Annotated in this window: 29 protein-coding genes; 17 read left to right on the top strand and 12 right to left on the bottom strand. The window is 71.1% G+C overall.

Annotation, left to right across the window (positions count from 1 at the left end):
• The first annotated feature begins 194 nt into the window (after positions 1–194).
• The 11 genes from H180DRAFT_RS30840 to H180DRAFT_RS23470 all read left to right on the top strand — a co-directional run bounded on the left by H180DRAFT_RS30840 (position 195) and on the right by H180DRAFT_RS23470 (position 6,884).
• Positions 195–611: a gas vesicle protein GvpO gene (locus tag H180DRAFT_RS30840; protein ID WP_074466957.1), complete on the top strand. Its 417-nt coding sequence runs from the start codon at positions 195–197 to the stop codon at positions 609–611.
• 87 nt (positions 612–698) lie between these two features.
• Entirely contained in the window at positions 699–1,151 is a 453-nt protein-coding gene (locus H180DRAFT_RS23515) for a gas vesicle structural protein GvpA (RefSeq protein ID WP_055488127.1), read from the top strand.
• A gap of 5 nt (positions 1,152–1,156) precedes the next feature.
• Positions 1,157–1,870 (top strand): GvpL/GvpF family gas vesicle protein, encoded by a 714-nt coding sequence (locus tag H180DRAFT_RS23510; RefSeq protein WP_055488126.1) that lies wholly within the window; start codon positions 1,157–1,159, stop codon positions 1,868–1,870.
• 22 nt (positions 1,871–1,892) lie between these two features.
• A complete protein-coding gene (locus H180DRAFT_RS23505) occupies positions 1,893–2,150 on the top strand; it encodes a gas vesicle protein GvpG (RefSeq protein ID WP_055488125.1) in 258 nt (85 codons plus the stop codon).
• A 52-nt stretch (positions 2,151–2,202) separates the two neighbouring features.
• Positions 2,203–2,880, top strand: coding sequence for a hypothetical protein (locus tag H180DRAFT_RS23500; RefSeq protein ID WP_055488124.1), 678 nt, complete (start codon positions 2,203–2,205; stop codon positions 2,878–2,880).
• Complete coding sequence (locus H180DRAFT_RS23495; protein WP_055488123.1) at positions 2,873–4,078, top strand: SRPBCC family protein; 1,206 nt, start codon at positions 2,873–2,875, stop codon at positions 4,076–4,078. Before H180DRAFT_RS23500 ends, H180DRAFT_RS23495 begins: the two co-directional genes overlap by 8 nt.
• 69 nt (positions 4,079–4,147) lie before the next feature.
• Positions 4,148–4,618: a gas vesicle protein gene (locus H180DRAFT_RS23490; protein WP_074466963.1), complete on the top strand. Its 471-nt coding sequence runs from the start codon at positions 4,148–4,150 to the stop codon at positions 4,616–4,618.
• Between the two features lie 8 nt (positions 4,619–4,626).
• Positions 4,627–5,529, top strand: coding sequence for a GvpL/GvpF family gas vesicle protein (locus H180DRAFT_RS23485; RefSeq protein WP_079100369.1), 903 nt, complete (start codon positions 4,627–4,629; stop codon positions 5,527–5,529).
• Positions 5,519–5,788: a gas vesicle protein gene (locus H180DRAFT_RS23480; RefSeq protein ID WP_079100351.1), complete on the top strand. Its 270-nt coding sequence runs from the start codon at positions 5,519–5,521 to the stop codon at positions 5,786–5,788. Before H180DRAFT_RS23485 ends, H180DRAFT_RS23480 begins: the two co-directional genes overlap by 11 nt.
• Positions 5,789–5,858: 70 nt before the next feature.
• On the top strand, positions 5,859–6,341 hold the full coding sequence (locus tag H180DRAFT_RS23475; protein ID WP_079100350.1) for a gas vesicle protein K: 483 nt from the start codon (positions 5,859–5,861) through the stop codon (positions 6,339–6,341).
• Between the two features lie 117 nt (positions 6,342–6,458).
• Complete coding sequence (locus H180DRAFT_RS23470; RefSeq protein WP_055488121.1) at positions 6,459–6,884, top strand: hypothetical protein; 426 nt, start codon at positions 6,459–6,461, stop codon at positions 6,882–6,884.
• A gap of 158 nt (positions 6,885–7,042) precedes the next feature.
• On the opposite strand, the gene H180DRAFT_RS23465 is transcribed toward H180DRAFT_RS23470, so the two are convergent.
• A complete protein-coding gene (locus tag H180DRAFT_RS23465) occupies positions 7,043–7,816 on the bottom strand; it encodes a hypothetical protein (protein WP_074466955.1) in 774 nt (257 codons plus the stop codon).
• Positions 7,816–8,433 (bottom strand): sigma-70 family RNA polymerase sigma factor, encoded by a 618-nt coding sequence (locus H180DRAFT_RS23460; RefSeq protein ID WP_074466954.1) that lies wholly within the window; start codon positions 8,431–8,433, stop codon positions 7,816–7,818. Before H180DRAFT_RS23460 ends, H180DRAFT_RS23465 begins: the two co-directional genes overlap by 1 nt.
• Positions 8,434–8,706: 273 nt before the next feature.
• On the opposite strand from H180DRAFT_RS23460, the gene H180DRAFT_RS23455 reads away from it, so the two are divergent.
• The 3 genes from H180DRAFT_RS23455 to H180DRAFT_RS23445 all read left to right on the top strand — a co-directional run bounded on the left by H180DRAFT_RS23455 (position 8,707) and on the right by H180DRAFT_RS23445 (position 10,825).
• Positions 8,707–9,519: an SAM-dependent methyltransferase gene (locus H180DRAFT_RS23455; protein ID WP_055488120.1), complete on the top strand. Its 813-nt coding sequence runs from the start codon at positions 8,707–8,709 to the stop codon at positions 9,517–9,519.
• A gap of 164 nt (positions 9,520–9,683) precedes the next feature.
• Positions 9,684–10,016 (top strand): hypothetical protein, encoded by a 333-nt coding sequence (locus H180DRAFT_RS23450; protein WP_055488119.1) that lies wholly within the window; start codon positions 9,684–9,686, stop codon positions 10,014–10,016.
• Between the two features lie 32 nt (positions 10,017–10,048).
• Positions 10,049–10,825, top strand: coding sequence for a VOC family protein (locus H180DRAFT_RS23445; protein WP_055488118.1), 777 nt, complete (start codon positions 10,049–10,051; stop codon positions 10,823–10,825).
• 38 nt (positions 10,826–10,863) lie between these two features.
• Here H180DRAFT_RS23445 and H180DRAFT_RS30835 read toward each other — a convergent pair whose 3' ends face one another.
• From H180DRAFT_RS30835 to H180DRAFT_RS23405, 9 genes are read right to left on the bottom strand one after another with little or no spacing between them, the layout of a single operon-like run.
• Positions 10,864–10,995: a hypothetical protein gene (locus tag H180DRAFT_RS30835; protein WP_302622456.1), complete on the bottom strand. Its 132-nt coding sequence runs from the start codon at positions 10,993–10,995 to the stop codon at positions 10,864–10,866.
• A 4-nt stretch (positions 10,996–10,999) separates the two neighbouring features.
• Entirely contained in the window at positions 11,000–11,815 is an 816-nt protein-coding gene (locus H180DRAFT_RS30610; protein ID WP_199822511.1) for a hydrogenase maturation protease, read from the bottom strand.
• On the bottom strand, positions 11,812–12,855 hold the full coding sequence (locus H180DRAFT_RS23435; RefSeq protein WP_055488117.1) for a hypothetical protein: 1,044 nt from the start codon (positions 12,853–12,855) through the stop codon (positions 11,812–11,814). The genes H180DRAFT_RS30610 and H180DRAFT_RS23435 overlap by 4 nt, the downstream gene beginning before the upstream one ends.
• Positions 12,843–13,574, bottom strand: coding sequence for a DUF6084 family protein (locus tag H180DRAFT_RS23430; protein ID WP_199822510.1), 732 nt, complete (start codon positions 13,572–13,574; stop codon positions 12,843–12,845). The genes H180DRAFT_RS23435 and H180DRAFT_RS23430 overlap by 13 nt, the downstream gene beginning before the upstream one ends.
• Positions 13,571–13,780, bottom strand: coding sequence for a hypothetical protein (locus tag H180DRAFT_RS23425; protein ID WP_055488116.1), 210 nt, complete (start codon positions 13,778–13,780; stop codon positions 13,571–13,573). Before H180DRAFT_RS23425 ends, H180DRAFT_RS23430 begins: the two co-directional genes overlap by 4 nt.
• Complete coding sequence (locus H180DRAFT_RS23420) at positions 13,773–14,498, bottom strand: DUF5947 family protein (protein ID WP_175437816.1); 726 nt, start codon at positions 14,496–14,498, stop codon at positions 13,773–13,775. Before H180DRAFT_RS23420 ends, H180DRAFT_RS23425 begins: the two co-directional genes overlap by 8 nt.
• Before the next feature lie 32 nt (positions 14,499–14,530).
• Positions 14,531–15,049 (bottom strand): hypothetical protein, encoded by a 519-nt coding sequence (locus H180DRAFT_RS23415; RefSeq protein WP_055488115.1) that lies wholly within the window; start codon positions 15,047–15,049, stop codon positions 14,531–14,533.
• A 10-nt stretch (positions 15,050–15,059) separates the two neighbouring features.
• On the bottom strand, positions 15,060–16,859 hold the full coding sequence (locus tag H180DRAFT_RS23410) for a nickel-dependent hydrogenase large subunit (RefSeq protein WP_055488114.1): 1,800 nt from the start codon (positions 16,857–16,859) through the stop codon (positions 15,060–15,062).
• 31 nt (positions 16,860–16,890) lie between these two features.
• Positions 16,891–17,964, bottom strand: a complete 1,074-nt coding sequence (locus H180DRAFT_RS23405; RefSeq protein WP_055488113.1) for an NADH-quinone oxidoreductase subunit B family protein — start codon at positions 17,962–17,964, stop codon at positions 16,891–16,893.
• Between the two features lie 209 nt (positions 17,965–18,173).
• Between H180DRAFT_RS23405 and H180DRAFT_RS23400 the strand changes: the two genes are divergently transcribed.
• The 3 genes from H180DRAFT_RS23400 to hypF all read left to right on the top strand — a co-directional run bounded on the left by H180DRAFT_RS23400 (position 18,174) and on the right by hypF (position 21,870).
• Positions 18,174–18,575 carry a hydrogenase maturation nickel metallochaperone HypA/HybF gene (locus H180DRAFT_RS23400; protein WP_055488112.1) on the top strand — a complete coding sequence of 134 codons (402 nt, stop codon included), beginning with the start codon at positions 18,174–18,176 and terminating at the stop codon, positions 18,573–18,575.
• Positions 18,576–18,580: 5 nt separating this feature from the next.
• Positions 18,581–19,393, top strand: a complete 813-nt coding sequence (hypB, locus tag H180DRAFT_RS23395; protein WP_055488111.1) for a hydrogenase nickel incorporation protein HypB — start codon at positions 18,581–18,583, stop codon at positions 19,391–19,393.
• Positions 19,394–19,470: 77 nt separating this feature from the next.
• A complete protein-coding gene (gene hypF, locus H180DRAFT_RS23390; protein WP_254666166.1) occupies positions 19,471–21,870 on the top strand; it encodes a carbamoyltransferase HypF in 2,400 nt (799 codons plus the stop codon).
• Between the two features lie 72 nt (positions 21,871–21,942).
• Here hypF and H180DRAFT_RS23385 read toward each other — a convergent pair.
• Positions 21,943–22,264, bottom strand: a 322-nt coding sequence (locus H180DRAFT_RS23385) for a transposase (RefSeq protein WP_139151432.1), incomplete at its 5' end; no start/stop codon positions are given.

The following is a 22,264-nucleotide window of genomic DNA, read 5'->3' as shown; positions in this document are numbered from 1 at the left end:
GCTGATCGTGCGCGAGACCGCCTCCGCATGAATTGAGCCACCAACATCCCGCTCTCGCAGGGCAGTTGTGATCGTTCCGTAAAACCCGACGCATAGGTCTTCACGACCGGGGCACCCAACAGACCCTCCGCTGATTGCGCGGTGAGACCTGGAACACAGGACTGCGGCCCGGCTTCACGGAAAGGGGTGAGAGCATGGCGACAACTGGTGACAAAGAGAGCAAAGACAACAAAGCGCAACAGACGGGCCAGCAACGGCCAAGTCGGGCGCCGGAGAACGCAGACCGGAAGCAGGACCGCAGCAGCGGCGCCGACCGGAATCAGGGGCGCAGCGGCAGTTCGCAGAGCGGGCGGGTCCCGATCGCGGAGGCCATGCGTCTCGCGGCCGGACAGCTCGCCGAGCTCCTTCAGTGCGAGCCCGCGTCCGTCTCGTCGGTCAAGGCCACCGACCAGGGCTGGAAGGCCGACGTCGAGGTCGTCGAGGTGGAGCGCGTTCCCGAGACGACCAGCGTGATGGGCACCTACCACGTGGAGCTCGACGGCCAGGGAAATCTGCTCGGTTACGAGCGCACCCGCCGGTACGCGCGCGGCCAGATCGATCAGCGGAAGTAATCGATCAGCGGAAGTAAGCAGCCGCGCTGCCCGCAGCACTGATCACGCAAAGGCGGTCTCCGCCTGCAATGCCCTCCCGAAAGGATGATGAAGGTGACGGTTGTCCCACAGACGAGCAACTCCCAGCCGAGCAGCGGCGCGGGTGGTGGGAATCTCTACGACATCCTCGAACTGATCCTGGACCGTGGTCTCGTCATTGATGCCTTCGTGCGGGTCTCCCTCGTCGGAATCGAGATACTCAAGATCGACGTCCGTGTGGTCGTCGCCAGCGTGGACACCTATCTGCGCTTCGCCGAGGCCTGCAACAGGCTGGACCTCGAGGCCGGGCGCAAGGCGCCGAGCCAGCTCACCGACATCGTGGGCGACGCGACCGAGAGCGGTGCGAAAGGCAAGTCGAAAGGCGCACTGACCGGAGCGGTCGAGGCCTTCAGCGAGTCCTTCCAGAGGGGACGCGACGCCGACGACGAAGAGCGCGAGCGCGAACCGAGGAAGTCCGCCTCCGCCGGCAGCCGCCGCACGACCCGCCGCAAGGAGGACTGATCCGGTTGTCCACCTACATCTACGCGATCACGGCCGCCGACCACCCGCAGAACCTCGAAGGGCTGAACGGCGTCGGCGAACCGGCAGGAACGCTGCGTACGGTCAAGTCCGGGTCCCTGGGCGCCGTGGTCAGCGACGCACCCGGGGACCTGCGTGCCAAGCGCCGCGACCTTGCCGCTCACCAGGCCGTCCTGGAGAGGCTGATGGCGGACGGCGCGACGCTGCCGATGCGCTTCGGCCTGGTCGGCCCCGACGACGGAGCCGTCGAGACGGTGCTGGAAGAGAACCAGGACGTCTATGCCGAGCGGCTCTCGGAGCTCGACGGCTGCGTCGAGTACAACCTCAAGGCGGGCCGGGAAGAGGACGACCTGCTGCGCGAGATCGTCGCCGGCTCCGAGGAGATCCAGCGTCTGCGCGAGGTCACCAGGGACCGCCCCGAGGCCCAGGACGAGAAGATCCGGCTGGGCGAGCTGGTCTCGAACGAGGTCCAGGCCCGTCACGAGGCCGAGGGCGGAGAACTGCTGCAGCGGTTGTCGGGCGGCGCACAGCGCCACACCGTCGCGGAGCCGACGCAGTCGCACTTCCTCAACGCCTCGTTCCTGGTACGGCGGGAGGACGCCGCGGACTTCGCACAGGCCGTGCACGAGGAGGCCGAGCGCAAGGGCGACGCCTACTCGCTCAACCTCCACGGGCCGCTGCCCCCTTACAGCTTCGTCTGACACGTGATCGGAGGGCCTGTTCATGGGCCTCATCACCGAGCTCCTGGCCCTGCCGCTCGCTCCTGTACGCGGTGCGCTGTGGGTCATGGACCAGCTCGTGCTGACCGCGGAGCAGCAGTACTACGACCCGGAGCCGGTGGTCCGGCAGCTCGCCGAACTCGAGCAGGAACTGCTCGACGGACGCATCACGGAAGAGGAGTTCGACCGGGTCGAGGACCAGCTCCTGGACGAACTGGAGTGGCGCCAGGCCTGGCAGCGACAGCAACAGGAGCGCTCATGACTGCGCCCAGACCCCCGTCCGGAAGAGCGGGGAGACGGAAGGTGACCGGAAGATGACGGACAACAGCAAGATAGGGATGGCGCTCGTGGGGGGTTACCTCCTGGGGCGCACCAAGAAGGCCAAACTGGCCATCGGCCTGGGCATGGCCCTCGCCGGCAAGAAGCTGAACATCAATCCGCAGCAGCTGGCCAGGATGGTGGCGAACTCGCCCGTGGTCGGCCAGCTGAGCGACCAGGTCCGCAAGGACCTCTTCGACAACACGAAGTCCGCGCTGACCTCTGCCGTCACCAAGCGGGCCGGCAGTCTCGCCGACTCCCTCCACGAGCGCACGCTCGACATGAACGACCCCACGCGGCGCGCCAGGCGCGCCGAGGAGGCCGAGGACGGCGAGGCCGCCGAGGACGGCGCGGAGCGCGCCGAAGCCGGCCGCGACGAGGCCGATGAGCGTGCCGGACGTGACGAGCGCGAGGAGCGGCCCAGGGCGCGCAAGTCCACCTCGGCGGGCGGCAGGGCCGCCAAGACCGCCAAGACCGCCAAGGCCGGCGGGAGCGCCGCCTCCTCCAACGGCAAGGCGGCGTCCGGCCGCCGCACCGGCGGATCCGGGGACGGCGCCCGCAAGCCGGCCTCGTCCGGCGCGCGCAAGACCACCGGCGGCGCGCGCAAGACCGCCGCGAAGACCGCTTCGGGCGGCGCACGCAAGGCCGCCAACCGGGGAGGCGGCAATGGCTGAGTCCGCACTGAGAAACTTCAGGGAAGAAGTGGCGAACGACCCGGCCACCGACCGTCTCAAGCAGGAGCTCCAGTCGTACCTGCAGGCCCGCGCCTTCAAGGCCGTGTCGGGCCTGGGCAGCAAGCTGGGCGAGGGCGTCGGCAAGCTGGCCGATCCCGGCAGCGGCGGCCCGGGCGCCCTCGTGGGCAGCCTCGCGAAGGGCGGCCAGGCGCTGAGCGAGGGCAAGTCCCCGGCGCAGGCCGCCATGGCGGTGGGCACCTCGCACGTGAAGGAAATGGTCAAGGACAAGGTCAAGGGTTTGTTCGGCAAGGGCAGGAAGAGCGGCGGCGGGAAGTCGAAGAGCGTGACCATCGTCGAGGACATCGACGTGGGCGTGCCGGTGCGCGAGGCGTACGACCAGTGGACGCAGTTCCAGGAGTTCAGCACGTTCGCCAAGGGCGTCGTCAGCGTCGAGAAGGCCGACGACACCTCCAGCAACTGGAAGGTGAAGGTCGCCAAGTCCACGCGCAGCCTGAAGGCCAGTGTCACCGAGCAGATCCCTGACGAGCGCATCTCCTGGACAACCGACGGCGCCAAGGGCAGTGTCAAGGGTGTGGTGACCTTCCACAAGATCACCGACAACCTGACCAGGGTGCTGCTGGTCCTGGAGTACTTCCCCGGCGGCTTCTTCGAGAAGACCGGCAACATCTGGCGGGCGCAGGGCCGCCGTGCTCGGCTGGACCTGAAGCTGTACCGCAAGTTCATCATGATGCGGGGCGAGGCCACGGACGGCTGGCGCGGTGAGATCCGGGACGGCGAGGTCGTGGTCGAGCACGACGACGCCGTCGAGGAGGAAGAGCGCGCCGGGGAGGAGTCCGAGAGCTCCGAGTCCGGGAGCTCCGGGACCGAGGGGTCCGAGGCCCCCGAGGGCGAGTACGACGACGAGGACCGCCCCTCCGACGAGGACGAGTCCGGCGAGGAGTACGAGGACGAGGACGTCGAGGACGAAGACCCCGAGGGCGAGTACGACGAGGACTACGAGCCCGAAGGCGACTACGACGACCAAGAGGAAGACGAAGAGGAAGAGGAAGACGCGGAGGCGGAATCCGAGGGCGAGTACGACGACGAGTACGAGCCCGAGGAGGAGTACGAGGACGATGCGGACGACGCTGAAGAGGAAGACGAGCGTGGCCGCCGCACTGTCTCCGCCGGCCGCTGACCGTCCGAAGTGACACTCCGACTGAGCAGGCAAGGCTGATACCACGTGTCCGATTCACTGGCCGGCCGTATGGGCCCGTCCCCCAACAGGGCGGGCCCATACGGCCAGCAGGGCTCCTCCGCCAACCTGGCGGACATTCTCGAGCGGGTGCTCGACAAGGGCGTCGTCATCGCCGGCGACATCCAGATCAATCTGCTCGACATCGAGCTGCTGACGATCAAACTGCGGCTGCTCGTGGTCTCCGTCGACAAGGCGAAGGAGATGGGGATCGACTGGTGGGAGAACGACCCGTCGCTCTCCTCCCGCGCGCCTGTCCGCTCGCAGCAGTCCGGCACCGTCGTGGGCGGCAGTGGGAACAGCAGTGCCCTGGCGGAGGAGAACGACCGGCTCCGCAAGGAGATCGAACGGCTGCGCTCGGCCGCCGAACTCCCCGCCGGCGACGGGACGGACGAGAGCGCAGCAGCCGGCGAGGAGCCCGCCCGGAAGCGGTCCGCCGCACGGCAGGACGACGGCGACGGCACGCGCAAACGCGGAAGGTGACGATCAGGATGCCGATCCCGGAGGGAGAGCCCTCGGTGCCGCAGCACGGCCAGGAGGACGAACGGGCCCGGGTCCGCTATGTCTTCGCGGTCGGCCGCAGCGGCGGCCGGCTCGAATCCGCGGCCGGGGGCCTCTCCGGCCCGTCCGGTTCCCCGGTGCGCACCGTGGACGCGGCCGGGCTGAGCGCGCTCGTCTCGGACGTCCCGGCGGGTCTCTACGACGAGGCAGGGCTGAAGGCCCAACTGGAGGACATGGAGCGGCTGGAGGCAATGGCCCGCTCCCACCACGCGGTCGTCGGCGCGGCGTACGAGCACACCACAGTGCTGCCCATGCGCCTGGCGACGGTGTACCTCGACGACGGGCGGGTCGCGGAGATGCTGGCCGAGCGGGAAGGCGAGTTCGACGCCCTGCTCTCCCGGCTGGAGGGCCACGTCGAGTGGGGCGTGAAGGTCTACGCCGACCCCCGCGAGGCGGCGGCCGGTGCTGCTTCTGCATCCTCGTCCGGTGAGGCGTCGTCGCCGGCGTCGGGCAGTCCCGGACGCGCGTACCTCCAGCAGCGCAGGCAGCAGCGCAGCACACACCGTGACACCTACCGGGCAGCGGGCGCGGTGAGCGAACGCGTGGCGGAGCTCGCGGACGGCATCGCCACGGCCAAGGTCTCGCACCGGCCGCAGCAGGGCGAACTGGCCTCCGAGCCGGGCGAGAACATCGCCAACGACGCCTATCTGGTCCCCGAGGCGCGCAGCGAGGACTTCAGGGCCGCGATCGGCGGCCTCGCCGAGGACGTGCCGGGTGTCCGCGTCGTGCTGACGGGGCCGTGGGCGCCGTATTCGTTCGCGACCCCGCCCTCCACGCAGCAGTCCCGGCACGCGGGAACCACCCCCGATGGAACCACCGACGATGGAGCCTGAACTGCCCGGCCATGGCTTCGCCGACACCGTGGCGGCGGGCACCCGGTCCGCGTGCGACGGCTTCGCGGAGGGGATCGCCGAGGAGAACGGGCTGGCCGGCCGCCAGGTCGCCCTCATCGACCTCCTGGACCGGCTGCTCTCCGGCGGTGCGGTGCTGACCGGTGACCTCGTGCTGTCCATCGCGGACGTCGACCTGGTGCGCATCAACCTGCGTGCCGTGATCCACTCGGTCACCGCCGACGACCCGGCGCCGTGGTGAGCGCGGCCGCGCCGGCCGGTCCGGTGGCGCAGGGCAGGGACCGACCGACGGAACGGACGGACAGCCAGGCATGACCAGTGAGCAGGAACCGCGGAAGAACGCGGGGCACGACGCCGGAAACGAGCCGGCGTGGCCGGAGTCCGGCGGGCTGCCGGAGCGGCTGCCGGACGGCGTCCGCCTGGACGACGTGGCACGCTCGGCGGCCCGCGCCTTCGAGTTGCTGCCCGCCGGACCCGACGACGACGGCGGCGGCTCGCGCGGCGACGGCAGGCTGGCCCAGAGGCTGCGCACGGACCCCGACTCCGTCGAGCGCGATCTGATGAAACTCGTCCTGACGATCGTGGAGTTGCTGCGTCAGCTCATGGAACGCACGGCCCTGAACAGAGTCGACCAGGGCGACCTGAGCGAGGACCAGGAGGAGCGGATCGGCATGACGCTGATGATCCTCCACGAGCGTATGACGGAGCTGTGCGATCGCTACGGGCTCACCATGGAGGACCTCAACCTCGATCTGGGGCCGCTCGGTTCGCTGCTGCCGCGCCAGGACGGATAGACCCGTCCGGGGCGCCGGCGCAGCGCGTACGGGGGCGAGTGCGTATTCCCCGAGAGGTTGCACACAATCCCTCCACATCGAATGTTTCAAGCCCCCACGCACGGCAACCCGTTGACCATGACTCAGAACGGCAAGACCTCAAGCACCGCAGGAAAGGCTGCAGCCAGTACCAAGAAGCCCGCCGAGGCAGGGGAGAAGGCGGACCGCGGCATCACCAAGGCCGCGGAGAAGACGAGTTCGGCCACCCGGTCCGCCGGCGAAGCCGTCGAGGGCAGCGGCCGGAACTTCGGCGACGCCACCAGGCGCGCCGGACACGTCGCGAGCAGGAGTGCCGAGGCGGGACGCCAGAAGCTCGTCACGGTCTCCAGCACCGCCGCGACCGCCGCTTCCGCGACATGGACCGTGGTGAAGAACCGCAAGGCCGTCGCCGCCGGTCTCGGCACCGGAGCGCTCACCGCGTTCGCCGCGACGTTCGCGGCCGGCCGTTACTCGGTCAGGCGCCGGACCGGCCCGTTCACGCGGTTCACCGGCGGGCGGCTGTAACACCGCTCGCAGAACGCCTCACGGCTGAGCAGCAGCGACCAGCAGCGACCAGCAGCTCACCCGGCAGGCGCCCGGCAGGGCAGGCGGGCGCCTGCCGGGTGCCGGGTGGGGGATACCGAAAGAAGGTCCCGCCGCATGCGGGCGCCGTCCGGCCGCTCTCAGACAGCGGTCAGGTGCCCCGCCAAGTCCGCGGCGGGCTGGGGGATTTCCCCGAAGTCCTCGTCGTCGTCCAGCACGGGAAGCCGGTGAATCACCGCTTCCAGGGCGTTCGGCAGGCGGGGGTGCCCGCCCTCGTGGCATTCGCTCAGCAGCCCGTGCCGCACCCCGTCCGGCAGGAGGGGACGTGCCGCCGGCCGCTGAGTCGGGCGGGGCGCCGGCACCGCGGCCGTACGGGCGCGCCGCGTCAGCCCGGTCGACTGCGCCCGCCAGTACTCGGCGTCGCGGAACTCTCCGTGCCGCCGGTGGTGCAGACACAGACAGAAGGCGGCGGTCCCGGAACCGCCGCCGGCCGCGAACTGCCACCAGAACTGGGCCGCTTCGCGGTAGTGCGCCAGATGCAGCAGGCACCCGAAGACAAGCGCGCCCTCCGGCGCGATGGACTCCTGGTCGTCGACCAGACGTGTCAGACTCGCCGCCGCCTCGGGGGCGTTGAGGACGAGGCTCACCGCCAAGTCCAGGTCGTGCGCTGCCTGTTCGCACTCGGTTGGGTAATGACGCGCGCGAACTGCCGCCCGGTCCGCCCCTGCCGTCGAAGCCGCCGCGGCGGTGGCGGCAGCCGCTGAACCCGTTGAGCCGCCGGTACCCCGGCGCTCCGTGCCGGCGAGCACCCGCTCCCTCACCGTGGCCACGTCGCTCTCGTCGTAGTCGTCGGCGAGCACCTCCGCACCGCTCAACAGCGCGTCGATGGTGCGGTGTTCGTACGTCCCCCGCATCAGCCTTCCCCTGTGCCGGGCCCCGGTGCCGTACGCAGCTCCCGGGCGAGCCTCCGTTTCGCATAGCGTATGTGGGAGCGCACTGTCGCTGTCTCAAAACCGAGACAGTCGGCCACTTCCTCCTCCGAACAGCCGAGGACGTAGCGCAGCACCACGACGTCGTACTGCCGCTCCGGGAGCCGCACGATCGCCGCGTACAGTCCCATCTCGCCTTCCAGTACGGCGAATTCGTCGCGCAGTTCGTCCAGCAGCACCCTGCGCACCGCCGTGTGGAACGCCGCGGTCTCGGCGAGCTGCGGCCGCAGCCCGCGCTCGGCCAGCCATGCGGCCACGTGCTCCTTGAGCACGGTCCAGGCGTACCCGGTGAGCGACTGCCGCCGCAGGGCGTGTTCCCAGTGGGCGAGCAGATGACGGCACGCGTCCTCGACGATGCGCTGCGCCGCCTCGCGGCTGCCGGCCTGGGTGTGCGCGTAGCGCAGCCAGAGCCGGTGGTGGGAGGTGTCGAACGCGTCGAAGGAGAGCATCAGCCTCCGGCGCTCCAGGCCGTCGTGTGCCACGTCCGTCGCGGTCGCCGCCGGGGCGGCGCGGGCGGGCGGCTGGTGGTCCTCGGCCGTCATGGAGGAGCCCTCCCATGGGAGAACGTCGGTCGGAAAGAGTTGGTCAAGAAGACGCGAACAGCCGGAAACACACGTGTCCGCGGAAGTCCGGCCAAAATACTACACAGAGTGAATGACCCGCTACTGCGCCCGTGCGGAGGTGCTGCTTTCGCGCCACGCTGCGACCGGTCCCGGTCGCCGACTCCCATGTGCCTTGGGCAAGTTCACCGGAGTGGCGCACGATAGCGGCCCCGGCAGCCGTGCGTGACACGGAAATCGAGAAAGGCGGAATCTGTGGCCGTTGACGAGGGCGCGGTGGACCTGGAGCTCGACCGGGCCCACTCGGCGAGGATGTACGACTACTTCCTCGGCGGCACGACGAACTTCCCCGCCGACCGCGAGAGCGCCGGCAAAGCCATGGCCGTCTTCCCCGCGCTGCTGGTCGCCGCCCGCGCCAACCGGCAGTTCATGCACCGTTCGGTGCGGCACCTGGCGCAGACGGGGATGCGCCAGTTCCTGGACGTGGGCACCGGAATCCCCACCTCGCCCAACCTGCACGAGATCGCGCAGGAGGCCGCCCCTGACGCGCGCGTCGTCTACACCGACAACGACCCCGTCGTCCTCACCCACGCGCACGCCCTGCTGCGCAGCAGCCCCGAGGGCCGCACCGCCTACGTGCAGTGCGACGCCCGCGACCCCGAGGCCCTGCTGAAGTCCCCCGAGGTGCGCGAGACCCTCGACCTGGGCCGCCCCGTCGCCCTGAGCCTGATCGCGCTGCTCCACTTCGTACCGGGGGAGCGCACCGCCCACGACGTCGTCGAGTACTTCCGCGAGGCCCTGCCCTCCGGCAGCACGCTGACGATCAGCCACGTCACGCCGGACTTCGACCCGGAGCCACTGGCGCGGGCGCTCGCCGCCTACGACGCGGCCGGCACCCCCGTACAGGCCCGCACCCGCGAGGAGTTCACCCGGTTCTTCGACGGCTGGGAACTGCTCGACCCGGGCATCACCGTCACCCACCGCTGGCGGCCCGATCCCGAGCACGACCTCTCCCACGTCACCGACGCGGAGGCGACGTGCTACGGCGCGGTGGCCCGCAAGCCCTGACGCGAGGGCCCCTGCCCTGCCCCGCGGCTCCCGCCGCTGGACCGTCGCACATTCAACCTCCGGGGGCGGGAAGGCGCCCGCCGCTTCCGTTTTGCGTGTCCTTGTTAGCAATCGCTGCCGACGGGTAGCCGGGGCACTGGTCCGAACGTGAGACAGGAGGCGCCATGCCTGCAGGGTCGAACGCGAAGCGTGAACGGCAGTACGAGCACATCAAGGAGGGCGCCGAGAAGCGCGGCACCTCCAAGGGCCGCGCCAAGGAGATCGCAGCCCGGACGGTCAACAAGGAACGGGCCCGTACGGGTGAGGCGGAGCGCGCCAGCCGGACCTCCACCAAGGGCAGGTCCGCATCCGCGCGCGGCGGCACCCGCTCGGGCCGCGGCATGGGCCCCAAGGGCGGCCCCACCCGGGACCAGCTCTACAACGAGGCCCGGCAGCGCGGCATCGAGGGCCGCTCCTCGATGAACAAGCGCCAGCTCCAGAAAGCACTGGGCCGCTGATCGGCTACGCAGGAGCGGCGAGGAGAGCCGGCATGGCCTCCGAGGTGTCACCCGTGTACGGAGCGCCCTGCTGGGTGAGCCTGGCGACGGGCGATCTCGAGAACGCCCAGCGCTTCTACGGCCAGGTGCTGGGCTGGTCCTTCCGGCGGGCCACCCTCGGCGAGGAGTTCAGCGTCGCCTACTTCGACGACGTGCCCGTGGTGGGCCTGGGCGCCATCGCCCGCACGATGGGCGTGGCCGTGCAGTGGACACCGTTCTTCGCCGTTCCCGACGCCAACGCCACGGCAGCGCGTGTGCGTGAGCGGAGCGCGACGGTGGCGGTCGGCCCGCTCCGCATGGGCGAGGGACGCACGGCCCTGGCGGCCGACCTCGCCGGCGCCACGTTCGGCTTCTGGGAGGGCGCGGTGCTCTCCAGCTGGGACGCCGACCGCCGCGACCTGCCGGCCCGGCTGGAGCTGCGCACCCGGGACGCCTTCGCCGCCGCGATCTTCTATGCCGAAGTCTTCGGCTGGGCGTCCGAATGGGGGCGCTGCGAGGTCGACTACCAGTACGAGGCGGTCGTGGTACGGGTCGACGGCCGCGCCGTGGCCACGGTGCGCGGCGGAGCGGTCGAGTCCGCGCCCGATCCGCACATCCGGCCGCGCTGGCACGTCTCCTTCTCCGTGGACGACGTCGACGACGCCGCGAAGACCACGGTCGCCGCCGGCGGTGCCGTCGCGACCGGCCCCGGCGACGATCACTTCGGGCGTTCGGCCCGCCTGGTCGACCCCGAGGGCGGCCTGTTCACCGTGCACTCCCGTGAGAGGTGACGAGCCGCCCCGGGCCGACGCGCACGCCTGCCCGTCCCCTACATCGACTTCATCTTGATGTAGCGCACCATTCCCGGTGCGCTGATCGCGGTCATCGCGGCCACCGCCACCACGGCGGTGCCGACGGCGACGCGGACGGCGACCGCCGGGATGAAGATGCCTTTCCTCATGTCCTCACCTCCCAACTGCCGGTCTGCTCAGGTCGCGGTGCGGATCGCGCAGCAGCTCGCCGGTGAGCGACTCCAGCATGTCCGCGGCCACCGGCACCGCGGCCCGCACCGGATCGCTCAGCCCGACGACCACATCGGGTTCGTCGCCGCGCATCCGCACCGACGGTTCACATCCCAGGACGAGCACACGGGGCAGGTCCTGAGTCCCGTCCGCCAGCTGCCGCGCGAGCGCGAGCACCTGCACGGGGTTCATGCCGTGCGCCTGCGGAAGGGCGCACTCGGCGGTGTCCGGGGTGCCGGGCGGCCCGGGGTCGATCAGGTGGACCGTGCCGGGCTCCTTGCCCCTGGGGGCCGCGTCGACGAGCACGGCGACGTCGTAGCCCTCCGTCAGCCGGTAGGCCAGATCCATCCCGCGGATGCCGAAGTCCGCGACGTGCACGCCCTCCGGGAGGGCCCGCCCGCGCATGGCGCTCACGACCTCCGGGCCGAAGGCGTCGTCGGCCATGAAGATGTTGCCGACGCCGGCGACGAGGATGCGCGGGCCCGCGGGGCCGGGCCCGACGGGCTCCACCTCTTCCGGGGTGAAGAAGAAGCGGTGGCCCAGGCCGGTCCGGAAGTCCCGTCCGTCGTCGCCGTCGAGCGTCACGACGACGTGGACGCGGCCCTCCAGGTCCTCCTCGACGGCGTCGACCTCCGCCGTGCGTCCAGTGAGCGCCAGGTCGAGCACGTCCGCCGACTGCCGCGGCCGCAGCCGCACGCGGCTTCCGCGGCCCAGCCGTACGTCCCCCACCTGGACGGTCCGTCCGGAAGCCGTGGTCATCGTGCCTCCAGTGCCGGCCGGAAGGCGCGGATCGTCCCGTGCAGGGCGGCCAGCTCCTCCGGTTCCAGGGATGCGCAGCGGTCCAGGATCTCCCGTGCGCGCGGATCGGTGGCCCGCGCCTCGTCCTGCTCGCGGGGTGTGAGGCTGAGGACGCTGAGGATGAGCAGCTGGTCGATCTCGCCCCCGTCGAAGAGGTCACCGGGACTCTCGGGCGCGACGGCCGGATAGTCGTAGAGGGTGATGGGCGAGGAGAGCACTGCGGACGAGTAGTGCGGGCTGCTCTGCGCGGCCTGCGGGTCCTCCGAGACGAGCACCGGCCACACACCGACGTTCTCGCAGGCCGCCGCGGCCTCCCGCAGCCCGGCCGGCGGATCGGTCAGCGAGACGAACCGGCCCGCGTCGGTGTTCAGCACTGCGTGTGTGGAGACGAAGGAGTACGGCGCCATCGCATCCCGTGCCCCCCGGGCACCGGGGGCGGGAAGCGGGCACGGCGAAGTGTTCCGGACGTCCACCGTCACCCGCATCACCGTGTCCGTGACGGGCACGGAAGACAGCCGGACCTTTCCCGTCAGCCGCTGCCAGCTGCGCACCAGCGTCCCGGCGACGCTGCCCGACTCGGAGCGCAGCGCCTCGCGGTCCGAGCCCGCCGCGATGTCGACCGTGCTGGTGCGCGGACCGCGGCGCGGTGACCACGGGGGGCACACCCAGCGCCGCTCGGTCGCTTCCTGCCACGTCAGATGGTTGTGGCCGGCCACGCGCAACTCGTCGACGGGAACCGGACCCGTGGGCCCGTTGCGGTACACCTGCCGGTCGATGACCTGCAGAAACCGTACGTGCACCGTAAGTTTCGCCGCGGGGCTGCCCCGCAGCAGCACCTCCGTGCGCATCCGCGAGGGTTCACCGATCAGCTCGCCGCAGCGCTGCGGGTAGACCCCGCCGAAGGTCCAGCGCTGTGCGTTCTTCAGCGCGCCCCTGCGGTACGGCCACAGCAGGTACCCCTCGTAGAGACAGGCGCGGGCGATCTTCTCTACGGCGTCCACGCCGTACCTCCTGCGGTGTTCCCTGCACGGGAGAGCAGGTCGGAGACCGTCTCGTCCCAGCTCGTCAGTGCGTGGCGGTCCCGGTGGGCCGTGAGTTCGCCGTAGGTGCCGGGAGAGAGCGGCAGCCAATTCGTGCCGCCGTCGTATCGGCCGGTCACCTCGTGCCAGAGGGCGGCGGGCAGCCGGAAGGCGGCGTCCTTGGTCCAGGAGATCTGCGCGGTGCGCAGCCGCCCGTCGGGGCCGTCGTGGAAGACGGTCCCGCTGAAGAGAAACTCCAGCGGGATCTCCCCGTCGCGCACCCCGTGGAAGTACGACGTGACGGCTAGCTCCATGTCCCGGCTGCAGGGCACCGGCAGGTCGCTCTCCGCGCGTTCGTCGAAGGGCGGGACGACCGTGCTGATCCTGGCCCAGGTCAGCGGGTGCATGCTGGTGGCCCACTGTTCGGGCTGGCCGAAGAGCCTGGCCATGACGAGCCGGTCGGCCCTGTCGTAGCGCCGCCGGGCCACCGCGATCCGCACGTCCGTGTTGAGCGAGACGGAGCGGACCCTGCCGCCGCCGCTGCGTGCGAGGGCGAGCCGGAAGACCAGGGTCGGTACGGCGGCGTCGGCCATGGGACGTGCACCCGTGACGGTGAAGTCCAGGTCGGGCAGGTCGGTGCGCCGCCCGGCGCCGGTGCCGGGCGGGGTTTCGGTCGCGCTCGGGGCGGTGTGCGCCTTCACGCGGGGGAGAGGTTCGGCATGCCGGGCAGGATCGGGTCCTTCGACTTCGCGCCGATGCCCGTGGACCTGCGGGCGGTGGATGTGTCGTCGGGCAGGTGTCCCGGCTGGCGCTTGTGGAGGCCCTCGTGATTGCCCTGGCGTACTCCGGTGACGTGTGCGGTCTTGTCGGGCCTGGCATGCGGCCTGCCGACCTTGATCTCAGCCATGCTGACTCCTCGGTTCGTCCGCTGTGCTCGGCAGCACGGCGGTTCCGCTCGTGCGTGACTTCGCGGAGCGCCCGGCGAGTCCCGCGAAGAACGCGTCCAGGTGCTCGCGCACTTCGGGGCCGCCGGACAGCCCCCGCCAGTGGGTGCGTACGACAGCCGCGAGCCGGTAGCAGTCGTCGAGCGGGACGATCCAGTGCTCGTCCGCGCCGTCCGAGCGGTGCACCAGCAGCGCCTCCACGTCGTCCGCGAGTTCTGCCAGCTCCGGGTACCCCCGTGTGAGCTCTTCCCAGACCTCCGGTTCGACGGCGGAGCGTGTCACGCCCAGGGGGCTGGGGTACCCCACGCCCACCTCGCCGCTCGCGCCGTCGCGTACGAAGAACGCCAGGCCCACCGGCACCCGGAGCCGGGCCCAGAGCATGGCGTCGATCCGGAATCCGTCCAGCCGGGCCCGGCGGTCGGGCAGCAGCTTGTAGTGCCTGCCGCCCGCCGTGCTCTGCCCGAAGAGCAGAGCACAGGGCCCGCATGCGCACAGCACCGAACTCTCCTGGACGTCCAGCAGGTGCCGGTGACTCTCCGGCACCTGCTCGGCACACAGGTCGCACCGCTCCGCGCCGGCGGCTGCGGACGCTCCGGCACTTCCCGGGGTCCCGCCGGCCCGCGGCCGCTCCAGCAGCGCCCGCAGCCGGCCGCCCGGCACGCCCGGCGCCGCACCGCTCACCGATTGCGACGGCGCCGCGGGGCCCACGCCGCTCACCGGTTCCCGGCGGGCTGCGCGGCGGCGTCCCGGAAGAGGGAGTCCACGGGGATCAGCGCCGACTCGGGCGCGGCGTCCTCGGTCTCCACCCGGGCGACCTCGGGCGCCGCCCAGGCGACCGTCTCGCGGACCGTCCGCGCCAGCTCCTCCGGGGACGGGGCGCCGCAGCCCTGCGGGGCGATGCGCACGCGCACCCCGGCCTCGTCGGCGGAGAGCACCGTGACACCGCGCATGTCCTCCAGGGCACGGCGCACCCGCTGCCCGGCCGCCTCGGGGTGGAGCCCGTGGACCAGCAGCAGGTGACCGACCAGTTCGTCGCCCGCGATCGCCGCCCGCGTCGCGTCGTCGGCTCCGCCCATCACCCGGGCGAGGCACTCGCCGTACATCGCGGCCAGCGCGTGCAGTGCATCGAGGGCCTGCTCGCGGACGGCGGTGTCGGTGATGCCGTCCAGCCCGGAGAGCAACTGCTCGGTCCGGGTCACGTGTTCACGCGCCTCGCGCTCGTTCCACGTCATCCCCGCCGCCTCACGCGAGAGCGCCGAAGGTGGGCGAGTGGCTCTCCCGCACGGTCCGCCCGCCGCCGAGGTACATGTGCACCCCGCAGGGCAGACAGGGGTCGAAACTGCGGACCGTGCGCATGATGTCGATGCCCTTGAAGTTCTCCTTGGTGTTCTCCTCGAAGATCGGCATGCCCTGGACGGCGTCTTCGTACGGGCCGGGCGTGCCGTAGTGGTCGCGGGGACTCGCGTTCCAGGGGGTCGGGGGGTAGGGGTGATAGTTGGCGATCTTGCGGTCGCGGATGACGAGGTGGTGGGAGAGCACGCCGCGCACCGCCTCGTGGAAGCCGACGCCGATGGCCTCCTCCGGGACCTTGAAGTCCTCGAAGACCTTCGTGCGCCCCGCGCGCACCTCCTCCAGCGCACGGTCGACGAAGTACAGCGCCATGCCGGCGGCGTACGCGACGAAGTACATCCGCGCGCGGTTGCGCTCGATGGTGTTGGGGAAGGCCGGCGGCTTCCACTCCAGCCGCGTCTCCGGCGTCATCGGCGTCTTGGGCAGATCGATCTGGACGCTGCGGCCGGTGGAGCGCACATAGGGGGTGCTGACCTTTCCTGCCAGCGAGGTCGCCCACAGCCGGGCGATCGGACCGCCGCCGGTGTCGAGAGCCAGATGGTCCCCCGTCCGCTTGTCGTACCAGCGCGGGCTCATGACCCAGCTGTACTTGCCGCCGTCGAGGTCGCGCTTCTGCGGCTGCGGGAGCGTCGTCTGGTTCCAGGGGTGCCGCCGGTCGACGGGGTTGCCCAGCGGATCCCGGTCGACGTACGTCTCCTCGGAGGTCCAGTCCTCGTAGTAGCTGCTGCCGAGCAGGATGCGCATGCCGAGGTTGATGTCGACGAGGTCCGTGGTGACCAGTTCGTTGTCGACGACGATGCCGGGGGTGACGAACATGGAATTGCCCCAGGTGTTCATCGTCCGGTAGTCGTAGTCGACGACGTCGGGGTCCTGGAAGCTGCCCCAGCAGCCGAGCATCGTGCGTCTGCGGCCGACCTCCTCGTATCCCGGCAGCGCCTCGTAGAAGAAGTCGAAGACGTCGTCGTTCATGGCGACCGCGCGCTTGACGAAGTCCATGCAGCGCATCAGCCGCACCAGGTAGTCGGTGAAGAGCTGCGGCGTCGCGACGGTGCCGACGCCGCCCGGGTAGAGCGTCGACGGGTGCACGTGGCGGCCCTCCATCAGGCAGCACATCTCGCGCGTCAGCCTGCTCATCACCAGCGCCTGTTTGTACGTCTCACCCTCGAACGGGTTGAAGGAGCGCATGATGTCGGCGATGGTGCGGTGGCCGTGGGACTCGGCACGGGGCGCGGCGGTCCGCTCGGCGCGGTCGAGGACTCCGGGGTTCGTCTCCTTGACCATGCGCTCGCAGTAGTCGACGAAGACCATGTTGTCCTGGAAGATCGTGTGGTCGAACATGAACTCGGCCGCCTCGCCGAGATTGATGATCCAGTCGGCCAGCGGCGGGGGCTTCACGCCGTACGCCATGTTCTGGGCGTAGACCGAGCATGTGGCGTGGTTGTCGCCGCAGATGCCGCAGATCCGGCTGGTGATGAAGTGCGAGTCGCGGGGGTCCTTGCCCTTCATGAAGACGCTGTAGCCGCGGAAGATGGACGAGGTGCTGCGGCACTCGACCACCTCACGGCCCGGAAAGTTGATCTTCGTGTAGATCCCGAGGTTGCCGACGATCCGGGTGATGGGGTCGAAGGCCACTTCGGTCAGTTCGCGCTCACCGGTACCCGGGGCCTTGGTGGTCTGCTGGGCGGTCGCCACTTCTCGTTCCTCTCGCAGGTCGCTTGACGGATTAGTTGCGGCCGGTCCAGCGGGGCTGGTAGCCGGAGGTCAGCGCGGGCTCGTCGTGCCGCCACTTGGGTTCGCGGTTCGCCGAACGGTTGGTGATCGACCGGAGGCTGCGGATGAACGGCCCGTACAGGCCCATCAGCGACGAGGAGAGCGAGCCCCCGGGCGGCTCGTCCATGAACGGCATGAACTTGTCGGGAAACCCGGGCATGGTGCAGCCGATGCAGATGCCGCCCACGTTGGGGCAGCCGCCGACGCCGTCCATCCATCCGCGCTTGGTGACGTTGCAGTTGACGACCGGCCCCCAACAGCCGATCTTCACCTGGCACTTGGGGGAGTTGTAGTCCTTGGCGAAGTCGCCCTGCTCGTAGTACGAGCCCCGGTCGCACCCCTCGTGGACGGTCTTGCCGAACAGCCAGGTGGGCCGCAGGTTCTCGTCGAGCGGGATGGTGGGTGCCAGCCCGGCCGCCTGGTGGAGGACCCACAGCAGCGTCTCCATGAAGTTGTCCGGCTGCACGGGACACCCGGGGACGTTGACGATCGGCAGACCGGCCTTGGAGCGGTAGTCCCGGCCGAGATAGTCGGCCAGCCCCATGCAGCCGGTCGGGTTGCCCGCCATCGCGTGAATGCCGCCGTACGTGGCACAGGTTCCGATCGCGACGACGGCCCAGGCCTGCGGGGCCAGCCGGTCGAGCCAGGTGTTGAGAGTGACCGGTTCCCCCGTGTCCGGGTCGTTGCCCATGGCGGTCCAGTAGCCGTCGCCGTTGATGTTCTCGTTCGGGATGGACCCCTCGACGACGAGGATGAACGGCCCCAGCTCACCGCTTGCTCCCTTCCGGAAGGCCGCCAGGAAGTCCTCGCCGGTCTCGTAGGCCAGCACCTTGTTGTGCAGGTGGACCTTGGGAAGTCCGGGGATGGCGCCGAGTACCACGTCCTCCAGGCTGGGCAGCGAGGCCGCGGTCACCGAGACCGTGTCGCCGTCGCAGCTCAGACCCTCCGAGGTCCAGAGGATATGGATCTCGTCGAGCGCCGCTCCCGGTGCTGTCGCTGTCGCTGCCGTTGCCGTCTCGTCGCCCATGGGGACCGATCCCTTCGCACCGTCGCCGACCGCTCGTACAGCTCTCAGGTCAATGCCGATTTAAAAATCTGACATATAGGTAGATACGCCACAACGTAACCGCGCCGGACCCGTGAGCCGAACGGATCACCTTCCCGACGGGGGGCGGCGTGTCAGGGAAGAGCCCCGCTGGGCCGGGCCTGTAATGAACCGCGACGCGGAGGGATGAGATGCACGAGATGTCCATCGCTGTGGCGATGGTGGAGCAGGTGACCGAGAGCCCCGCCGCTGACGGGTACGGGACGGTGTCCGCCGTACGGCTGCGCCTCGGCGAACTCGCCGGTGTGGTGGCCGACTCCCTGCGCTTCTGCTTCTCGCTCGCCTGCGCCGGGACCGTTCTCGACGGCGCCGAACTCCTCATCGACCACGTACCGGGCAGAGCCCGGTGCGCCCCCTGCGGAGCGGAGTGGGCCACCGGCATGCCGCCCCAGCTGTGCTGCCCGCAGTGCGACGGCGGCAGGGCCGAGCTGGTGCAGGGACGTGAACTGCAGGTCGTCGGCCTCCGCCACACCGGCAGCGGTACCGCTGCCGGCGCCGCACACCCCGCCCCCGTACAGGTCAAGGAGAGCTGAGACGCATGTGCCGAGTCGTCGATCTGCAGCAGGCGGTGCTCGTGAAGAACGACGAGTGCGCCGGGACACTACGCACGGAACTGGCCGCCCGTGGAACGACGGTCGTCAACCTCCTCTCCAGCCCCGGCAGCGGCAAGACGGCACTGCTCGAGGCGGAACTCGCCCTCGCCGCCTCGCGCGGCGTGCCCGTGGCGGCGCTGACGGCGGACCTGGCCACGGAGCACGACGCGGAGCGCCTCTCCCGGGCGGGCGTCCCGGTCAAGCAGGTGCTCACCGACGGGCTGTGCCATCTGGAGGCCGACATGCTCCGGGCTCAGCTGGAGGGCTGGCTGCCCGACGAGACCCGCCTGCTGTTCGTGGAGAACGTGGGCAACCTCGTCTGTCCGGCCTCCTACGACCTGGGGGAGTCGCTGCGCGTCGTCCTCGCCTCCGTGACGGAGGGCGAGGACAAGCCGCTGAAGTACCCCACGGCGTTCGGTCTGGCGCAACTCGTGGTCGTCACGAAGGACGACATCGCGGAGGCGGCGGGCTTCGACGAGGACGTGTTCCGGGCGAACGTCCGCCAGGTCAACCCGGGTGTCGAGGTGGTGCTGACGTCGGCGCGGCGGGGGACAGGGGTCGGCCTGATGCTGGAGCGGGCGCTGGCCGTCGCCGGCGGCGAGCGGGCGCACCGGCCGGTCATGGCCCGTACCGCCTCCGCCTCCGGCGTCGCCACCGCGTTCGGGCACACGCACGCACATGCGCATGCTCACGACGGCCACACGCACACCCACCCGCATGCACCGACCGCCGGGGTGCCGGCCCGCAGCCACTCGTGAACCCGCAGCACGGCACGGCCACCGCGGCACGCACCGGTACGGAGGACTCCGGCGAGGCGCAGCGCCGCAAGGTCACTGTGCGGGGCGTGGTCCAGGGCGTCGGCTTCCGGCCCTTCGTCTACGCGCTCGCCGGTGAGCTCGGACTCTCCGGACACGTGGCCAACACCGGGGACGGCGTCGTCGCCGAGGTCGAGGGCGGGGCGGACGCGCTCGCGGCCTTCTGCGGCCGCATCAGTTCGGACGCCCCGCCGCTGGCCGTGGTCCAGTCCGTGACGCACGAACCGATGGACCCGGCCGGCGGACGCGGATTCAGCATCGCGGAGTCCCGCGGCAGCGGAGGCACCGTACGCACCCTCGTCGCGCCGGACACCGCTACCTGCGCGGACTGTCTCGCCGAGATGAACGACCCGGGCGACCGGCGCTACCGGCACCCCTTCATCACGTGCACGCACTGCGGACCCCGCTTCACGATCGTCACCGGCCTCCCGTACGACCGCGCCCACACCACGATGGAACGCTTCCCGATGTGCGAGCGGTGCGCCCGTGAGTACCGGGACCCCGGCGACCGCCGCTTCCACGCGCAGCCCGTCTCGTGCCACGACTGCGGGCCGCGGCTGCGGCTGCATGTGCCGGGAACGAACGGTGCGGCCCGCGCGGGGGGCGGTGAACCGGTCGCCGCCGCACGGAAGTTGCTCGCCGAGGGCGCTGTCGTGGCGGTCAAGGGCCTGGGGGGCTACCACCTCGCGTGCGACGCGTCCGACTCCGCGGCCGTGCGCCTGCTGCGCCGCCGCAAGGCCCGCGGTGACAAGCCGTTCGCACTGATGGCGCGCGACCTGGAGGACGCCGGGCGGCTCGTGCACCTGGACGCCGTGGCGCGCGGTCTGCTCGGCGGGGGCCGCCGTCCCATCGTGCTGCTGCGCAGACGCACGGACGGCCCGGATCGCCCCGCGCCGCCCGTGGCGGACGAAGTGGCGCCCCGCAGCGCCGACTTGGGCATCATGCTTCCGTACACACCGCTGCACCACCTGCTTCTCGGACTGCCCGGTGACCCTCCCGGGCCACGGCTGCTGGTGATGACCAGCGGCAACCTCGGCGGCGAACCGATCGTCACCTCCGACGAGGAGGCGCTCGAGCGGCTCGCCCCGCTCGCCGACGCCTGGCTGATGCACGACCGGCCGATCCATGTGCCCTGCGACGACTCCGTTGTGAGGGTGGCGGCCGGGGAACAGCTGCCCGTGCGCCGCTCCCGGGGGTACGCCCCGTTCCCCGTCAACCTGCCGAGACCCGTGACGGCCGCACTCGCCGTGGGCGGCGACCTGAAGAACACCTTCTGCGTCGGCGAGGGACACCACGCCTGGCTCTCCGCACACATCGGCGACATGGACGACCTCGCCACACTCACCGCCTTCGACGGCGCGGAGCGGCAGTTGGAGGAGATCACCGGGGTGCGTCCGGCCCTGCTGGCCGCGGACCGGCACCCCGGCTACCGGTCCGCCGGTTGGGCCGAGCGCAACGCCCGCGGGCGGCCGCTGCGCCGCGTGCAGCACCACCACGCGCACGTCGCCTCGGTCATGGCGGAACACGGGCTGGACGGCACGTCCCCCGTCATCGGTGTCGCGTTCGACGGCACCGGTTACGGCGACGACGCGACGGTGTGGGGCGGTGAGTTCCTGCTCGCCGACTACGACGGGTACAGACGGCTGGCTCATCTCAGTCCCGTGCCGATGCCCGGCGGTGACGCGGCGGTGCGGCGCCCCTACCGGATGGCGCTGGCGCATCTGTACGCGGCGGGCCTGCCCTGGGAGCGCGACCTGCCGTGCACAGCCGCCTGCCCGGACGACGAACTCAAAGCCCTCGCCGTCCAGTTGGAGCGCGGACTGGGATGTGTGCCGACCTCCAGCATGGGGCGCCTGTTCGACGCGGCGGCCTCGCTCGCGGGTGTGTGCCACGACGCCGGGTACGAGGCCCAGGCCGCCATGGAACTCGAGGCGGCCGCCGTCCCCCACCACGGCGGACAGGGCGGCCGCGAGTGGGCGTTCGCGCTGCGGACCACGGCGGCGGAGACCCTGGCCTGCGATCCGGCACCGGTACTCGCGGGGATCGTCGCGGACGTACGGGCCGGGGTGCCCTCCGGTGTGACGGCCGCGCGTTTCCACCGGTCGGTCGCGGCACTCGTCCTCCGCGTCTGCCGTGCGGCCCGGGAGCGGCACCGGCTGGAGACGGTCGCGCTCAGCGGCGGCGTCTTCGCCAACTCCCTGCTGTCCGCGGCCTGTGCGCGCCTGCTGAGCGAGGACGGGTTCACCGTGCTGCGGCACCGCCTCGTGCCGCCCAACGACGGGGGCCTCGCCCTGGGCCAGTTGATGATCGCGGCGCGCACGGACGCGGCCGGGCCGCCGGAAGCGGCCCAGACGGAACAGGCCAGGCCCACGGCAGGTGCACGAGGCACGACGCCGGACCGGGCGGCGGCCGTCCGGTAGACGCCCCGGCCCGGCCCCTGCAGAGCCACAGCCCCACAGCCCCACAGAGCGAGGAGAATCTCAATGAGCGTGTCAAGCCGCCTGCGTGGCCGGTGGGACGGAGGTGAATTGCCTCTTGTCGCGCAGCATCGCCCAGAGCACGTCGACTCGTCGGCGGGCGAGGGCGAGCAGGGCTTGGGTGTGCAGCAAGCCCTCGGATCGCTTCCTGAGGTAGTAGTCCCGGGAGGGACCGGGCCGCATCATCGCAGTCTGGGCGGCCAGGTAGAAGATGTGCCGCAGGCGCCGGTTGTAGCGCTTGGGCCGGTGGTAGTTGCCGGTTCGTCGGCCGGAGTCCCGGGCGACTGGGGCCAGGCCGGCGTGGGAGGCCAGTCGGCCGGCGTCGCGGTAGCCGGAC

It is taken from the genome of Streptomyces sp. WMMB 322, assembly GCF_900090145.1.
GTDB lineage: Bacteria > Actinomycetota > Actinomycetes > Streptomycetales > Streptomycetaceae > Streptomyces.
This window is presented reverse-complemented; position numbering and strand designations above follow the sequence as displayed.

Coding starts and splice junctions, on each gene's coding strand:
- H180DRAFT_RS23405 (WP_055488113.1), bottom strand. CDS start 17,964: ATGGGCGACGAGACGGCAACGGCAGCGACAGCGACAGCACCGGGAGCG.
- H180DRAFT_RS23465 (WP_074466955.1), bottom strand. CDS start 7,816: ATGCGGGGGACGTACGAACACCGCACCATCGACGCGCTGTTGAGCGGT.
- H180DRAFT_RS23470 (WP_055488121.1), top strand. CDS start 6,459: ATGACTCAGAACGGCAAGACCTCAAGCACCGCAGGAAAGGCTGCAGCC.
- H180DRAFT_RS23445 (WP_055488118.1), top strand. CDS start 10,049: ATGGCCTCCGAGGTGTCACCCGTGTACGGAGCGCCCTGCTGGGTGAGC.
- H180DRAFT_RS23475 (WP_079100350.1), top strand. CDS start 5,859: ATGACCAGTGAGCAGGAACCGCGGAAGAACGCGGGGCACGACGCCGGA.
- H180DRAFT_RS30610 (WP_199822511.1), bottom strand. CDS start 11,815: ATGACCACGGCTTCCGGACGGACCGTCCAGGTGGGGGACGTACGGCTG.
- hypB (WP_055488111.1), top strand. CDS start 18,581: ATGTGCCGAGTCGTCGATCTGCAGCAGGCGGTGCTCGTGAAGAACGAC.
- H180DRAFT_RS23485 (WP_079100369.1), top strand. CDS start 4,627: ATGCCGATCCCGGAGGGAGAGCCCTCGGTGCCGCAGCACGGCCAGGAG.
- H180DRAFT_RS23425 (WP_055488116.1), bottom strand. CDS start 13,780: ATGGCTGAGATCAAGGTCGGCAGGCCGCATGCCAGGCCCGACAAGACC.
- H180DRAFT_RS23450 (WP_055488119.1), top strand. CDS start 9,684: ATGCCTGCAGGGTCGAACGCGAAGCGTGAACGGCAGTACGAGCACATC.
- H180DRAFT_RS23500 (WP_055488124.1), top strand. CDS start 2,203: ATGACGGACAACAGCAAGATAGGGATGGCGCTCGTGGGGGGTTACCTC.
- H180DRAFT_RS23505 (WP_055488125.1), top strand. CDS start 1,893: ATGGGCCTCATCACCGAGCTCCTGGCCCTGCCGCTCGCTCCTGTACGC.
- H180DRAFT_RS23480 (WP_079100351.1), top strand. CDS start 5,519: ATGGAGCCTGAACTGCCCGGCCATGGCTTCGCCGACACCGTGGCGGCG.
- H180DRAFT_RS30840 (WP_074466957.1), top strand. CDS start 195: ATGGCGACAACTGGTGACAAAGAGAGCAAAGACAACAAAGCGCAACAG.
- H180DRAFT_RS23515 (WP_055488127.1), top strand. CDS start 699: ATGAAGGTGACGGTTGTCCCACAGACGAGCAACTCCCAGCCGAGCAGC.
- H180DRAFT_RS23400 (WP_055488112.1), top strand. CDS start 18,174: ATGCACGAGATGTCCATCGCTGTGGCGATGGTGGAGCAGGTGACCGAG.
- H180DRAFT_RS23490 (WP_074466963.1), top strand. CDS start 4,148: ATGGGCCCGTCCCCCAACAGGGCGGGCCCATACGGCCAGCAGGGCTCC.
- H180DRAFT_RS23495 (WP_055488123.1), top strand. CDS start 2,873: ATGGCTGAGTCCGCACTGAGAAACTTCAGGGAAGAAGTGGCGAACGAC.
- H180DRAFT_RS23460 (WP_074466954.1), bottom strand. CDS start 8,433: ATGACGGCCGAGGACCACCAGCCGCCCGCCCGCGCCGCCCCGGCGGCG.
- H180DRAFT_RS23415 (WP_055488115.1), bottom strand. CDS start 15,049: ATGACGTGGAACGAGCGCGAGGCGCGTGAACACGTGACCCGGACCGAG.
- H180DRAFT_RS30835 (WP_302622456.1), bottom strand. CDS start 10,995: ATGAGGAAAGGCATCTTCATCCCGGCGGTCGCCGTCCGCGTCGCCGTC.